This window comes from Bradyrhizobium sp. 27S5, from assembly GCF_037217225.1.
GTDB lineage: Bacteria > Pseudomonadota > Alphaproteobacteria > Rhizobiales > Xanthobacteraceae > Bradyrhizobium > Bradyrhizobium septentrionale.
In genome coordinates this window covers 6,800,705-6,814,729 of record NZ_CP147714.1, presented here as the reverse complement: position 1 = coordinate 6,814,729, position 14,025 = coordinate 6,800,705, and the positions used below count along the sequence as shown (strand labels likewise).

Here is a 14,025-nt window from a genome sequence, read left to right as displayed (position 1 = left end):
CGGGGCACGTTGGCGTAGCATGCCAAGCATGGCACAGTAAGCGCAAGAGAGCGGCACAAGAAGCTCAATAACAAGCAATTCCAGGGAGAGGAAAATGACCGCAGTGAAGCGCGAACGGGACGGCAAGGTCGGCATCCTGACGCTTGACGACCCCGCAAGCCTGAACGCCATGACACCGGAATTGCTCGGCGATCTCGCAGCCGCCGTCGGCGAGATGACCCGCGATACGGGCATCCGCGCGCTGGTCCTGACCGGGGAGGGGCGCGGCTTCTGCTCGGGGCAGAACCTCAAGGCGTTCCAGTCGCTCGGCAACGACATCGTGACCGGCGTGATGACGCATTACTGGCCGGCGATGCGCGCCTTGCGCGAATGCAGCCTGCCGGTCGTGGTCGCGGTCAACGGCGTTGCGGCCGGCGGCGGCTTCAGCCTCGCGATGTCCGGCGACATCATCCTGGCGGCGCGCTCGGCGAGCTTCATCCAGGTGTTCAGCCGGATCGGCCTGGTGCCCGATCTCGGCTCGACCTGGCTGTTGCCGCGCCTGATCGGCCGCCAGCGCGCGCTCGACCTGATGCTGCTGAACGAGCCGTTGTCGGCCGAGCGAGCCAAGGAGTGGGGATTGGTGCGCGAGGTCGTCGATGACGCAAGACTGCTCGACGAGGCGAAGGCGCTCGCCCGCCGTCTCGCCGACGGACCGACGCGCGCGCTGGTCGCGACGCGCCAGCTGCTCGAGGAGAGCGAGCACGCGAGTTACGCCGACCAATTCCGCCGCGAGATCGAGCTGCAGTCGGTGATCCGCGAAAGCGCCGACGCGAGGGAAGGCCGCCAGGCCTTCGTCGAGAAGCGCAAGGCGCAGTTCACGGGACGCTAGGCCTTGGCGGTCCTACCCGATTGCAATCGCGACCTTGCCGAAATGCGCGCCGCTCGCCATGTGGGCGAACGCGTCCTTGACCTGGTCGAAGGCGAACACCTTGTCGATCACGGGCTTGACACCGTGCATGCTGATGCCGTCGCACAGCGCCTGCAGGTCCTCGATCGAGCCGACGGTGACGCCCTGCAGCCGCTGCTGCTGCATCACCATCAGCGGCAGTCTGGTGTCGGAAGAGGCCGGACCCGCGAGCACGCCGATGAAGGCGATGGTGCCGCCGATCCTGGTGGCGCGGATCGACTCGTTCAGCGTGCCGACGCCGCCGACCTCGACGACGAGATCGACGCCGCGCCCGGTCAGCTCGCGCGCCTTCTTGCCCCAATCGGGCGTGGTCTTGTAGTTGAGCGTGACATCTGCGCCGAACTGCTTCAGCCGCGCGATCTTGGCGTCGCTGGACGAGGTCGCGATGACGCGGGCGCCGCACATTTTGGCGAATTGCAGCGCGAACAGCGAGACGCCGCCGGTACCCTGGGTCAGCACGGTCTGTCCCGGCTTGATGTCGCCGAGCTTGACCACCGCGCTCCACGCCGTGAGCCCGGCGCAGGGCAGCGCGGCAGCCTCGATGTCGCTGAGATGGTCCGGCGTGCGCACCAGCGCATGCGCCGGAAATACCCGGTACTCGGTCAGCACGCCGTCGACGCTGCCGCCGAGCGCCGCGCGCATTCGTGCCTCGCTCGGTTCGCCGCCGAGCCAGCTTTCGAAGAAGCTGCCGATCACGCGATCGCCGGCCGCGAAAGTCTTCACGCCGGCGCCGACCGCCTCGACGATACCCGCGCCGTCGGACACCGGCACCAGCGGGAATTTCTGGCGCGAGCCGTAGCCGCCCTTGACCGTGAGCAGGTCGCGATAGTTCAGTGTCGCGGCCTTCAGGCGTACCAGGACTTCGCCCGGACCGGCTTGCGGAACCGGCTTGTCGACCAGCGCCAACGCGTCGACGCCACCGGGGCCTTGCAACTCATAGCATTTCATGGGGCGTCTCCTGCTGGATGTTGTTGTGATGGGCAGCGCTCCCGGCGCCGCCGCGCATCCGCTCAGCATATGCCAGCCCCGTCGTGCGTGGCCAGAGCGTGTGGAGCGGCCGATGCAATGGCGCCCATGTCCGGACGCGTTGACGCTGCCGAAAAATACCAATCTGAGCCGATAATGACGTGACCGAGCGGAGGTGACCATGGCTGCCTTGCTTGAGACGAAGCGCAATCTGATTGCCACGTTCGCACGCGCGCTACTTGCCGCTGCATTGATCTGTTGCGGTGGCGCGGTGGCTGCGGCCGACGACAGCCTCTACCGCGCGCAGACCGTCGTCACCGGCCAGGGCGAGCCGAACCGCATCATCGGCTTCGGTGCATGTCTCGAGGACGTCCTGATCAAGGTCTCTGGGCAGCCGATGCTGGCAGGCGATCGCCGGCTTGCGGCGTACAAATCGAAAGCAAAAGAATTCGTCAGTGGCTTCGACTATCACGACCAGTATGCCGGCAAGCCGCATCATGACGAGCAGGGCACCCGCGACCGGCCTTATGATCTGACGGTGGATTTCGACGACAAGAAGATCGACGGCATTCTCGGCAAGCTCGGCCTCAAGCCGTGGCGGTCGCAGCGGCCGGTGCTCGGCGTGTTCACCGAGATGCATCACGGCCCGAAGGATTACGTCGTCACCGCGGACGGGACGCAGTCCGATCTGCAGCGCGACGCGCTCGTAGCCGCGGCCGGCAAGCGTGGCATGCGCTTTGTGCTGCCAAGCGCGGCCGCGTTGACGAGCGCCAACGTCACCGCAGCCGAGCTCCTGAAAGTGCCGCCGGCGAAGCTGACCTCGATCGTCGCGGCGCAGGGCGGCGAGGCCACGCTGGTCGGACGGCTGGTCTGGGACGACAAGGATCTCGGCTGGGCCACGCAATGGCAGATGGCGTGGCGCGGCAAGGACTACAAATGGCAGGTCCGCGGCGTCACCTTCGACGAAGCCTTCCGCCGCGGCGTCGGCGGCGCGGCGCAGGTGCTGTCTGATAATGGCGATCCGGGGCGGTCGAAATGAGCTTGCGCGAGCCTGGTGCCGTCATCGCGCTTGAGCGCGGGCTGATCGTTCTAGCCGGCGTAGCCGAGCGTCTGCGACGGGTATTCCCCGAACATCGCGCGGTAGTATTGCGAGAAGCGCCCGAGTTCGATGAAGCCCTGTTCGATCGCAACCCTGGACACCGTGGTCTGGTCCGGCGTGCTTTCGCGCAGGATCTCGCGAACCGTGCAGAGCCGCTTGTAGCGCAGGAACGTTACCGGGCCGACGCCGAACACTTCGTGGAAGGCGCGGTGCAGGCTGCGTCGCGACAGCCGAAGCTCGCCGCAGATTTCCGAGACATGGACGGGGCGGGCGCCCGCGGCGTGCAGGTAATCCTCGACGTGGCGGACCAGCTTCATCGCCGACGGCAGATAGCTCGATCCATCTGGAGGCAGCGACGTGATCGCCGTCGCTCTCACGCAGTCGACGATCGCGCGCTTCCAGAATTCGGCCGACGCGTCCGACAGCGCGTCCGGATAGCGGGCGAGATGCGAGACGATCTGCGGCAGCCGGTCCGCCCCGACCATGCCGATCGCGGGGTCGGCGCGAAAGTGGTTCTTCGCTTGCCATGTTTCGGCATCGGCGAGCCGCGGGTCACCGCCGAATATGTCGGGCAGATCCGCCATGTCGAAGCGAATTGCGGCGTAGGACGAGGCCTTGTGAAACACGCCGTCATGCTCGACCGATGGAGGAATCACCAGCACGTCGGCCGGCTGCATGTCGAAAGCCCAATGCGTGACGCGGTCGGTGGCGTTCAGCAGCATTCCGATGATCAGCTTGTCATCGGCGGACGTGCGCTGGGTGCGAACCCCGACATTGAACGCGCCGATGCTGAGCGAAAAATTGCCGATCCCGACATGAGACAGCGTGCCGCGCAGCCTGCCGCGCTCAAGCTGCATGACCTCGACATGCGAACCTTTGACGGCGTCGTGAAGTCCCTCGAAGCCGTCGAGCTCGCCGGTGCTAACCGTCAGGTGCTCGCCCATATCCACGCCCACAACTGTAGCGCGATTAGTTCACGAATACCAAGTACTCGACGTCAGAAGAAAGTGCGCCCGCGACAACTTGCCCAGATTGATTTGATTCGCGTGGCGAGACCATGATCTCGTTCTACAAACGTGCGGATTTTCGCTCGTTTTGCGCTGCGAAGCAATGCGGACGATGGCGCCGGATTGACGCGCTTGGCGCGTCTTTGCGCTGCGACGGCGCCTTGAGGACAGGATTGGCGTCAAGATTGGCGAAGGGTGCGCGTCAAACGGGCAGCGCGTCAGGCAATCGCTTGATCTCAAAGCGAAATGCGATGCCCGTCACGGGAGCGTGAAGCTCCAGTGGCTAGGCCGCCATCAGTTGCTCAAGCGCAACAGCCTGCTCACGGGTCTGGAATGCGATCGCGGTATGCGTAAAGCCGGACGAGGCCTGGGTCTGCGCAATATGATTGAGGACCTCAGTGCCCTTGACCACGTGAAGGTCCATTCCCGGGCCGGCCGGGAAAATGCCCAGCACGACATCGTAGGCCTCGACGATGGCCTTCAAGGCGCCGCCCTTGTCTTCCGAAGCGTCGATGAAGATACGAACATCCGCGGCGATACTACGAAGTTCGTCAAAGTCGATCACTGGAAGTCTCCCATACGCAACGTACGCGTCGATCCTAGCTACAACTTGCTTACTGAAACATAAATTACGGCCGGTTCCTTCATGCACCCGGCGGTGGATGACCAGAATTTAGGTCCGCTCGGCCGCCGCGCTCTCGGGCCACCGCCGCTAGGCGCCGGTTGGCGGCCTGCGCTTCGCAAGGCGTTTGACCGGCGCATGGGCCGGCATGGCATTGTCCGACGGATCGCCCATGTGGGGAATGCGCTGCTCGATATGCGCCACGACGCGGAAGAAGGCGTCCAGTGCCCTGGTGTCGAGGCCGGCCGTGAGGTTGCCGTGGCGGCGCAGGATCTCGTCCAGGCTGCGGTCGAGCAGCGCCACGCCGAGTCTGGTCAGCCGGATCTCGGTCCGGTTTCGGGCGCTGCCTCGGACCGGCGTCAGCTCGATCAGCCCCTTCTTTCTGAGCGACGTCGTCTCGCGGCTGACGACCGCCTTGTCCAGTTGCGCGTTGGTCCAGATGTCATAAGCGCTGGCCGGTTCGTGCTCCCTGAGAAAGGACAGCACCCGCCATTCCGCGAGCGATACGCCGTAGGCTTGCGGAAAGAAGGCATTGGCATTGGCACGCAGCTTCGCGACCAGGCTCGACAGCACCGTCGGCACGTAGCGCTCGAAGTCGATCACCAGTTCCGAGCGCGCGTCCTCGCGCGGGGCGCGACGCTGGTCGGGGGCTCTGCTACGAGGTGTGGCGGTCCGGCTTTTCATTCTTTTACGAGTTGAGAGCGTGCGATCAGGACCAGCACCGCCGCGACGAGGAGCACGCTCGTCACCACGAGGAATCCGGTGGTGAAGCTGCCGGAGGCGTCCTTGGCGCGTCCGATCACGATCGGGATCGTCGCGCCTCCGATGCTGCCGATGGTGCTGACCAGGCCGATCGCGCCCGGCGCGCTCTGCCGCGACATGTAGGACTGCGGGATAGTCCAGAACACGGCTTGCGTACCATAGACACCGACATTGGCAACCATGAAACCGATGATGATCCAGAGCGGCGACGTTGAAAAGGCGGCAATTGCGAAGCCCGATGCGGCGATCACGAAGGTCATCGCGGCATAATAGAAGCGCTCGCCGACATGATCGGAGTGCCGCGACAACACGATCATGCCGATCAGGCCGGCGACCGGAGGGATCGCGGTCACGAAACCGACCTGCGAATTCGGCAGGCCGAAGGATTTGATGATTTGCGGCAGCCAGGGAAACAGCGACGCCAGCCCGCAGAACAGGCCGAAATTACACAGGCCGAACAGCAGCACCATCGGCTTGGTGATGGTCTTGAGCACGCCCTCGGCATGCACCACGCCGGTTGCCTTGGCGTCGCGCTCGAGCGCGCCGATCAGCCAGTTGCGTTGCGCGGTCGACAGCCAGCTCGCCTGCTGCGGCCGGTCGGTCAGATAGAAGATGCCGACGATCCCCAGAACGATGGGCGGCAGGCCTTCGAGGATGAACAGCCATTTCCAGCCGGAGATGCCGAACGTCCCATTCAGCTCGAGGATGGCGCCCGAGATCAGCGAGGCGAAAATGTAGGAGATCGGCACCGCATAATTGAACATCGCATTGTAGCGGGCGCGGTAGCTGAACGGAAACCACAGGCTCAGCAGCAGCATCACGCCGGGAAACAGGCCGGACTCGGCAAAGCCGAGAAAGCCGCGGAATGCATAGAGGCTGAGCGGGCCCTGCGTGAAGGCCATCAGCACCGTGGCAATGCCCCAGAGGATCGCGATCCGCGTCAGCGTGACGCGTGCGCCGTATTTGCTGAGGATGAGGTTGCTCGGGATCTCGAAGATGGAATAAGTGAAGTACATGATGCCGACCGCGATGCCGAACATCTCGGCATTGAGCCCGAGCTCCTTGTTCATTTGCAGCGCGGCAAAGGAGATGTTGCCGCGGTCGAGAATGGCGAGGAAGTACATCGCCATCACGAACCACATCAGGCGCAGCGCGACCTTGCGGATCGTGGTGCGTTCGATCTCCGGATCGGCGGTCGTTATCGCCGCCTTGTCCATCACGACTTCGGTCATCCCGGTTTCCCCCGATTCTTTTTGTTGATGGTCGCCTTATGCGGGCAGGCAGACCTCCAGCCGGTCGCCTGCCACGCGCACCGGATAGGTCTGGATGTCGATCTCGACCGGACTGGTCAGCGCCTCGCCGGTCTTGATGTCGAAGCGGCCCATATGCAGCGGGCATTCGATCTCGCAACCGTCCAGAACGCCGTCGGACAGCAGCGCCTCCTCATGGGTGCAGATGTTGCTCGTGGCGTAATACTCGCTGCCGACGCGATAGAGCGCGATGTGGTGGCCGGCGATTTCGACGCCGTATGGTTCGCCTTCGTTCAGCTCGCCGAGTGTTGCGGCCGCGTGCCAGATTCCTTGGTCTGCCATTGTGCCCTCTCAAATGCTGTAGAAATCGAGAACGGTCGGGACGCGGTCATTGACCAGCGTGATGATCTTGCGCGCGATCTTCCAGGTCTCGCCTTCACGTCGCAGCGTGTGCTGATAGCGTCCGTGGCGCAGATGCTCCTTTGCCACGCGCGGGTCGTAGACGTGGACGGAAAACACCGCGTGGCAAATGATTTGTTCAGGTCCGGCTTCGGACGCTTCCAGGTTCGAGATCTGGTGCACCGTGCGCGGCAGTGGCAGCGCGGTGATTGATTTGCGCGACTCGATGCGCCCGATCCGCTCTTCCAGGCCACGCCGGGCATCGTGATAGAGCAGCGAGACCTGCGTGTTGGGATCATTGGTGGTGCTGTATTCGTCGAGCCATGCCGGCACCCAGTAGACGGCATCCTCGCAGTACATCGCGACCCAATCGGCCCATTCGCCGGCGTCGAGCAGGCGGGCCTCGCGGAAGATGGTCGCGGATGCGATCGCGTGGGCATCGGTTTCCCTGATTGCAGCGGCTGCCATCACGCCGTCTCCCCCGCGGCGTGCCGCAACAGCCTGCGCCACTCGCGGTAGCCGGGATGGAAATTCGTCTCGCCGCCGAAGCTGGTGGGCCCGAACGACCATTCGGACGGGGTGATGCCGAGCTCGCGCGTATGCGCGCTCTCGCCGCGGCCGACGTCTGCGACGCCGCGCAGATAGCCTTGCGTCGGAGCTGCGGTCGCCGCGTCGTAGCCGGTCTGGCAGAATTCATACATCACGTTGTCGTCGGAGCTGGCGAGCCCGGAGGCGTTGAAGAAGTCCTCGTAATTGCGAATCCGAAGCGTGCGCGCCGCGGCGCTTTCGCCGACCGGAGCCAGGCAATGCGACACCATCTCGGTCTTGTCAGGCGCCAGCGGCCGCCAGGTCCGCACCTGCGCGGAGAGGATGTCGATCACCTGCAGGTTCGGAAAGATCGTGAGGTTGCGCTGGCGAAGCATCCACTTCGCCCGGGTGCTGCCGACGCGCTGTCGCACGGCATCGAGACGCGCCGGATCCATGCCGAGCGGCCGGCCATAGAGCTGGGTGCGCTTGATCGACCAGTTGACGGCGTGGCCGTAATCGAAGCTGAAGCTGCCTTGGCCTTCCTGCTCGCCCTCCGGCTCTGCAGTGAAGCCGGCGTCCGGTCCGGCGCTGGCATTGCGCTTCTTCAGGATATCGACGTAGGAGCTGTGGGTGGTCGCGAAATGATAGTAGTCGAGACCGTTCTCGAACTGCAGCTTCCAGTTCGCGTCGAACGTATAGGTGCTGGCGCCCGGCACGAACTCGACCTCGCAGCTGTCGCTCTGGTCGATGATGAGGTCGAGGAAGGCGCGGGTGTCGCCGAGAAACTCTTCCAGCTGCGGAACGTCGGCCGACAGGCTCGCGAACAGGAAGCCGCGATACGAGCCAAGACGTGCAACCGGGAGCAGGTCATGGTTCTGTTTCGAGAAGGACGGCGGATACTGCCCGCTCGCTTCCTCCGTCACGGAGATGTTGCGGCCGCTCGAATCGTAGGCCCAGCCGTGATAGCGGCAGACATGGAACTTCTGCCGGCCCTGCTTGAAGGGACAGACGATCGTTCCGCGATGCCGGCAGGTGTTGAGGAATGCGCCGACTTTTCCGTCGGCGCCCCGCATCACCAGAATCGGATGCCGGCCGATATGCGTGGTGACGAAGTCGTTGGGCCGAGCGATTTGGGATTCCAGGCCGATGAAATTCCACGTGGCCTCGAAGATATGGCGTAGCTCGGCGTCGAACACGGCGGGATCGGTGAAGACCCGGCGATCGACCTCGAAGACGCGCTCGGCAGGCCGGTCGTCGACGAGCCGAGAAATCTCGCTCAGCACATGGTTCTGCGAAGCAGCGCTCATCACGTCCTCCCTTCGACGTACCGCCGGATGCGCAAGGAGCGGACGAACCCGAGGTCGCCCGCGGCATCATTGCAGCTTCACGGCTCCCGTCCTTCGCAGCGGGAATAGCCGGCTTGATCGCCAATCTTGGAACGACTCTATAGTTGTCATGACAACTATCGTCAAGCCGATTGGTTCGCCGAGACCGGAGTTGGACGCGGTGGTGCAGCAAACGTGGCCTGCCCGGACGGCCGCAGTGCGGAATGAGCAGGTCGTCCGGAGTGGTGAGGAGCGCTCAGGCTTTGCGCGCCGGCGCGGTCAGGATAATTCCCTCATCGATCAGGGCGCGGCAGATCTTCTTCAGCGCGGCAATCGCTTCACGTGTTGCCCGGCTGACCGGCCGCCCGCGCGGCAGCGCCAGCACGCGCTCGGCGCGCATCCACGGCAACAGCGCCGCCGAAAGGCTTCCTGCAGCCACTTCCTGGTGAATTCCGGAGAAGGGCAGCAAGGCATAGCCGAGGCCCGAGGCCACCATGCGCTTCATTGGGGTGCTGTTGTCGACCCGTACTGCGCAGAGCATGGTCGACGGGAACGGGTTGCGGCTGAGCGGGGCGATAGCCGATGGCAGGGCGTCGAACTCCTTGCGGGTGAGTTTGCCGCGCTTCAGCAGCGGATCGCGCGACGGACCGATCAGGAACACCTGCTCGACAACCAGCGTTTCATAGTCGAGGTGATCGTTGGGGGAGGGCGTCGTCACGATCGCCAGATCGAGCTCACCCCGTAACAGGCGGTCGGATGCGTTCTCCGTCAGGCCCTCACTCAACTCCAGCCGCACGCGCGGAAACTGCTTCACGAATATCTGGGCAAGCGGTGCGTAGAGGATGTCGCCGAGACTCGGTGGCGCGCCGATCCGCACGGTACCGCTGGGCTCGCGGTTCTCCGTGCGCACTTCGGCCTTGATGTCGTCGATTGTGCCAAGCAGCCAGCGCCCTCGCGCGAGCAGCACCTTGCCGGATTCGGTGACGGAGACACCGCGCGCACCGCGCTCGAGCAACGCGCCGCCCAATTCGTTCTCGAGTTCCTTGACGTGGCGGCTGAGCGCCGACTGGGCGACATTCAGCGTGCTCGCTGCGGCGGCGAAGCCGCCACGCTCGGCGACGGCGACGAAATAGCGAATCTGCCGCAAGTCCATGATGAGGGCTCCATCTCAAATCGAGATGGAGACCATATCAAACGTATTCTTGTGAGATACCAAAAAGAGAGCAGTCTCCTGCCAACGATCAAACGGAGGAGAGACGAGGATGGGTATCGCCACCGACGAGGCACGCCAGACGTCAGTATTCATCGCCGGCGGCGGGCCGGTCGGCCTTGCGATGTCACTGCTGCTCGATCGCTTCGGCATCGACTGCGTGGTGGTCGAGAAGAGCCCGACGACGACAGATCATCCCAAGTCGCGCGGCTGCTGGGTCCGCACCATGGAGATCTTCCGGCAGTGGGGGATCGAGCAGGCGATCCGCGACCGCGGCCTGCAGGACAATTCCGACATGTTCGTGTTCCTCGACAGCATCGCAGGTCACGAATTCGGCCGCACCCGTCCCGAACCGAATGTCGGCCATACCCCCGCCTGGAAGAGCCTCGTCGCCCAGGACGCCGTCGAGGAAGAAATTCTGCGGGTGGTAGAGAAGTCCAAACACGCCACGGTCCTGTTCAACACCGCCTGTGAATCGTTCGAGGAGACCAACAGCGGCGTCAGCGTCACGACACGTTGCGAAAAGACCGGCGAGGTGACGCAGTGGACGGCGACCTATTTGATCGCCGCCGATGGCGCCGGCAGCCAGACCCGACGCAGCGCCGGGATCGACATGGTCGGACCGCCCACGCTGGCGGTGATGTCGAACGAGTATTGGCGTGCCGACCTGTCGCGGCTGCCGATCGCGCGCGAGGCCGCCGGCTTCATCATCATCCCGGACAGGCCCGATCTGCCGCGCGCCGGCATCCTGAACACCAATGGCAGGGATCGCTGGTTGACCGTGACCCAAATCGGCCAGACCAAGGACGATCGCGAGCGGCCGTGGACCGACCAGGAGTTCATCGAGATCGCGCGCGGCCATGTCGGCATTCCCGACCTCGATGTCACGCTTCTGAACCGCTCGATCTGGCGCGTCAGCATGCAGGTGGCCGAGACCTTTCGGAAGGGGAGGGTGTTTCTGGTCGGCGACTGCGCGCACCGTTTTCCGCCGACCGGCGGCTTTGGCCTGAACTCCGGCGTTCAGGACGCACACAATCTCGCCTGGAAACTTGCCTTCGTGCTGAAGGGCTTGGCGGATGAGAAGTTGCTCGACAGCTATTCCAGCGAGCGCCGCCCGATCGCGCAGTCCAATGCCAATTTCAGCTATGGGAACAGGTTGCGATTTGGGCTGACCGACGACGCCGTGCGATCGCGGAATCCGGACCGGATCAAGTTCTGGATCAACGATATGGACAATCATCTGCACAGCATCGGCCAGAACCTCGGCCACAATTACGAGGAGGGCGCGGTGATCCCCGATGGCACCGTCGCGAAGGCGCTGAACTCCCGCTACTACACGCCGACGGACCGTCCCGGCGCGCGCTTTCCGCATATGTGGCTCGAACCGTCGCGCAAGAAATCGACGCTCGACTGGTTCGACAAGGAGTTCACCGTCGTCACGGGGCCGCTCGGCAGCGAATGGCTGGAGGCAGGAAAGCAAGTCTCCGAGAAGACCGGCTTGCCGCTCGCGTTGAAGCAATTGCCGGCGGCCGACCCGGCGGACGGATTCCAGCTGGGCATGCGCGGCGCCGTGCTGGTGCGCCCCGATGGGCATGTGGCGTGGCGCATGCCGTGGCTGCCGTCGGATCCGGCGAAGGAATTGGCCGGCGCGCTTTCAACGCTGCTGCATTAGCGGGGGCTCCAATGCAATCGTTCGAAGCCTATGGCGTCGTCACGGCATATGAGAAAACCGGACGTGGTGAGCCGCTTCTGCTGCTGCATGGCGGTGAGGCCGATCATTCGATGTTCGACGGCCTTGCGCCTCTGCTGGCCGCGCATTTCACCGTGATCGCCTATGACCAGCGCGATTCCGGCGCCACCAGAAATCCTCCGTCGCCCTATTCGCTGGCCGATCTGGCCGATGATGCCGCGGCCTTGATCGAGGGGCTTGGCTACGATCATGCCCATGTCATGGGAACCTCGCTGGGTGGCCTGATCGCGCAAATGCTGGCGGCCCGGCATCCCGGCAGGATCGACCGCCTGATCCTGAGCAGCACCTGGAAGGTCAACAAGAGTCCGCTCGACGTCAATGCGGCTGCGTTCCGCACGCTCGCGTCCTACCGCGCGGACACCATAGCCAACGCACCGAAGATTGCGGAGTTCTTCTTTCCGCCGGATTACCTGCGCGCGCGGCCCGAACTGATCGACATCTTCCGGGGCTCGAGCCGCGACGACGGCCAGAAGGCGCGGCGTGGCGCGCTGCTGGCGCAGCCCGTCGCCGCCGATCTGGCCAACTTCGATCGTCCGACGCTCCTGCTGGCAGGCAGCGACGACCGGCTGATCCCGAATGCCGAGACATTTGCGCTCGCCTGCGATCTTGCATGCGTTGAGACCAAGACCATCGCGGACGTCGGCCACGTCGCGTCGATCCAGGCCCCCGAGCGGGTGGCGGAGGCAGTGACAGCATTTCTGCATTCAAAACAATAAGACGGCTTGACAACGACAGGGGGAGACCATGGCTGAGCAAGTGAGCGCAGTGTCGTTCGACGAGGCGCCGGTGACGACGCGTTATTGGCTATCGATCATCATCTTCGCCGTCACCGGCGTGGTCGACTTCTTCGATTTCTTTGTGGTCGGATTTCTGGTCTCGGTGCTGGCGCCGAAATGGCATCTGACGTTCGGGCAAACCTCGATCATGCTGATGAGCGCCGGGATCGGGGCGATGCTCGGGGCGTTCGCTTCCGGATTCCTCGCCGATCGCTTCGGGCGCAAGCCGCTGGCGGTTGCCGGTGTTCTGCTGTGCGGCGTGAGTTCGGGCGCGATCGCGTTGATTCCGGAAGACGGCTGGGTTGCCTTTGCGATCCTGCGTTTCTTCGTGGGCTTCGGCCTTGCCGCCGGCGCGGCAGCGGCGGTTCCTGCCATCGTCGAATTTGCGCCGACCCGCCACCGCACGCTGGTCACGAGCCTCGTGGTCGTTCCGGTCGCCTTTGGCGTGCTCGCCGCGTCGGTCACGGCGAGCTTCCTGCTGCCATTGGTTGGCTGGCGCGGATTGGCGGCAGTCGGCTTCTTGCCGATCATCCTCGGGATTCTGACCATGATCATCATGCCGGAATCGCCGCGCTGGCTCATCAGCAAGGGCCGCGTGCGCGAGGCGCAGGCGAGTATCCGAAAACTCTATCGGGTCGGCGGCGATGCGTTCGTCCTGCCCACGCTGCCGCCGGCGAACTCCGCGACATTTGCCGATCTCTTTGCCGAACAGCGGCGCTTCTGGCTGACGGTCCTGATCTGGTTCGGCGCCAGCACGGCGAACTACGGCGTGTTCCTGTGGGGACCGACGATCGTGGCGCTGCTGCTCGGTGTCGCGCCGCAGGATGCAGCGAAGATGTTCATCTACGTCAGCCTTGCCGGTGTCCTTGGCCGCACCAGTTTCGCGTTCCTGGCGCATCGGATCGGTCGCAAGCCCTGCGGCCAGCTGATGGGCTATGGCACCGCCGTTTCGCTGGCACTGGCCGCCTATTTTCACAATGACTTTGCCGGTTCCGTCCCGCTGTTCCTGGTGTTCCTGATTGTCGGCGCCGTGTTCTTCGACGGCGGGTTCTCGAACATCGGGCCTTATCCCGCGGAGATCTTTCCGGTGCAACTTTCGGGACGTGCGGTCGGCCTTGCCCAGCTCGCAAACGGGGTTGGCAAGATCGTCGGGCCGCTGTGCCTCGCCTTGATCGCCGGTGCGGACAATCTGGTGCATCCAGGCGCGACCGCCTCGGCGGTGAGGCCGGCGTTCTTCTTTCTTGCCGGCGCGGGCCTCTTGATCGGGCTTGCCTTCACTTTCCTCGGCGTCGAGCCGCATGGGCGCCCGGTGGCCCTGTTTGGTGAAAACGCCGGTTCAAACGCTGCAGCGAAGCCGCTGGCGGCAAAAACGGCAGCGTGAGTGG

The 14,025-nt window shown here is 64.3% G+C and carries 14 protein-coding genes; 5 read left to right on the top strand and 9 right to left on the bottom strand.

Going from position 1 to position 14,025, the window contains the following annotated elements; genetic code table 11:
- Positions 1-94: 94 nt before the first annotated feature.
- Positions 95-868: an enoyl-CoA hydratase-related protein gene (locus WDM24_RS32165; RefSeq protein ID WP_338828623.1), complete on the top strand. Its 774-nt coding sequence runs from the start codon at positions 95-97 to the stop codon at positions 866-868.
- Positions 869-880: 12 nt separating this feature from the next.
- Here WDM24_RS32165 and WDM24_RS32160 read toward each other — a convergent pair whose 3' ends face one another.
- Positions 881-1,894, bottom strand: a complete 1,014-nt coding sequence (locus tag WDM24_RS32160) for an NAD(P)-dependent alcohol dehydrogenase (protein ID WP_338828622.1) — start codon at positions 1,892-1,894, stop codon at positions 881-883.
- Between the two features lie 199 nt (positions 1,895-2,093).
- Between WDM24_RS32160 and WDM24_RS32155 the strand changes: the two genes are divergently transcribed.
- A complete protein-coding gene (locus tag WDM24_RS32155) occupies positions 2,094-2,951 on the top strand; it encodes a DUF2066 domain-containing protein (protein WP_338828621.1) in 858 nt (285 codons plus the stop codon).
- A gap of 50 nt (positions 2,952-3,001) precedes the next feature.
- On the opposite strand, the gene WDM24_RS32150 is transcribed toward WDM24_RS32155, so the two are convergent.
- From WDM24_RS32150 to WDM24_RS32115, 8 genes are all read right to left on the bottom strand, one after another.
- A complete protein-coding gene (locus WDM24_RS32150; protein WP_166298383.1) occupies positions 3,002-3,955 on the bottom strand; it encodes an AraC family transcriptional regulator in 954 nt (317 codons plus the stop codon).
- A 346-nt stretch (positions 3,956-4,301) separates the two neighbouring features.
- A complete protein-coding gene (locus WDM24_RS32145) occupies positions 4,302-4,583 on the bottom strand; it encodes a hypothetical protein (RefSeq protein ID WP_029083651.1) in 282 nt (93 codons plus the stop codon).
- Positions 4,584-4,730: 147 nt separating this feature from the next.
- Entirely contained in the window at positions 4,731-5,324 is a 594-nt protein-coding gene (locus WDM24_RS32140) for a MarR family winged helix-turn-helix transcriptional regulator (protein ID WP_338828620.1), read from the bottom strand.
- A complete protein-coding gene (locus tag WDM24_RS32135; RefSeq protein WP_166298381.1) occupies positions 5,321-6,634 on the bottom strand; it encodes an MFS transporter in 1,314 nt (437 codons plus the stop codon). The genes WDM24_RS32140 and WDM24_RS32135 overlap by 4 nt, the downstream gene beginning before the upstream one ends.
- 36 nt (positions 6,635-6,670) lie before the next feature.
- Positions 6,671-6,994, bottom strand: a complete 324-nt coding sequence (locus WDM24_RS32130) for a non-heme iron oxygenase ferredoxin subunit (RefSeq protein WP_338828618.1) — start codon at positions 6,992-6,994, stop codon at positions 6,671-6,673.
- Positions 6,995-7,003: 9 nt separating this feature from the next.
- A complete protein-coding gene (locus WDM24_RS32125) occupies positions 7,004-7,519 on the bottom strand; it encodes an aromatic-ring-hydroxylating dioxygenase subunit beta (protein ID WP_166298380.1) in 516 nt (171 codons plus the stop codon).
- A complete protein-coding gene (locus WDM24_RS32120) occupies positions 7,519-8,886 on the bottom strand; it encodes an aromatic ring-hydroxylating dioxygenase subunit alpha (protein ID WP_338828617.1) in 1,368 nt (455 codons plus the stop codon). Before WDM24_RS32120 ends, WDM24_RS32125 begins: the two co-directional genes overlap by 1 nt.
- Positions 8,887-9,160: 274 nt before the next feature.
- Entirely contained in the window at positions 9,161-10,057 is an 897-nt protein-coding gene (locus tag WDM24_RS32115; RefSeq protein WP_338691454.1) for a LysR family transcriptional regulator, read from the bottom strand.
- A gap of 109 nt (positions 10,058-10,166) precedes the next feature.
- Here WDM24_RS32115 and WDM24_RS32110 point away from each other — a divergent pair, with 109 nt between their 5' ends.
- From WDM24_RS32110 to WDM24_RS32100, 3 genes are read left to right on the top strand one after another with little or no spacing between them, the layout of a single operon-like run.
- On the top strand, positions 10,167-11,786 hold the full coding sequence (locus WDM24_RS32110) for an FAD-dependent monooxygenase (protein WP_338691453.1): 1,620 nt from the start codon (positions 10,167-10,169) through the stop codon (positions 11,784-11,786).
- Between the two features lie 11 nt (positions 11,787-11,797).
- Positions 11,798-12,580: an alpha/beta hydrolase gene (locus tag WDM24_RS32105; RefSeq protein ID WP_338691452.1), complete on the top strand. Its 783-nt coding sequence runs from the start codon at positions 11,798-11,800 to the stop codon at positions 12,578-12,580.
- Positions 12,581-12,608: 28 nt separating this feature from the next.
- Positions 12,609-14,021 (top strand): MFS transporter, encoded by a 1,413-nt coding sequence (locus WDM24_RS32100; RefSeq protein ID WP_338828616.1) that lies wholly within the window; start codon positions 12,609-12,611, stop codon positions 14,019-14,021.
- Positions 14,022-14,025 lie beyond the last annotated feature (4 nt).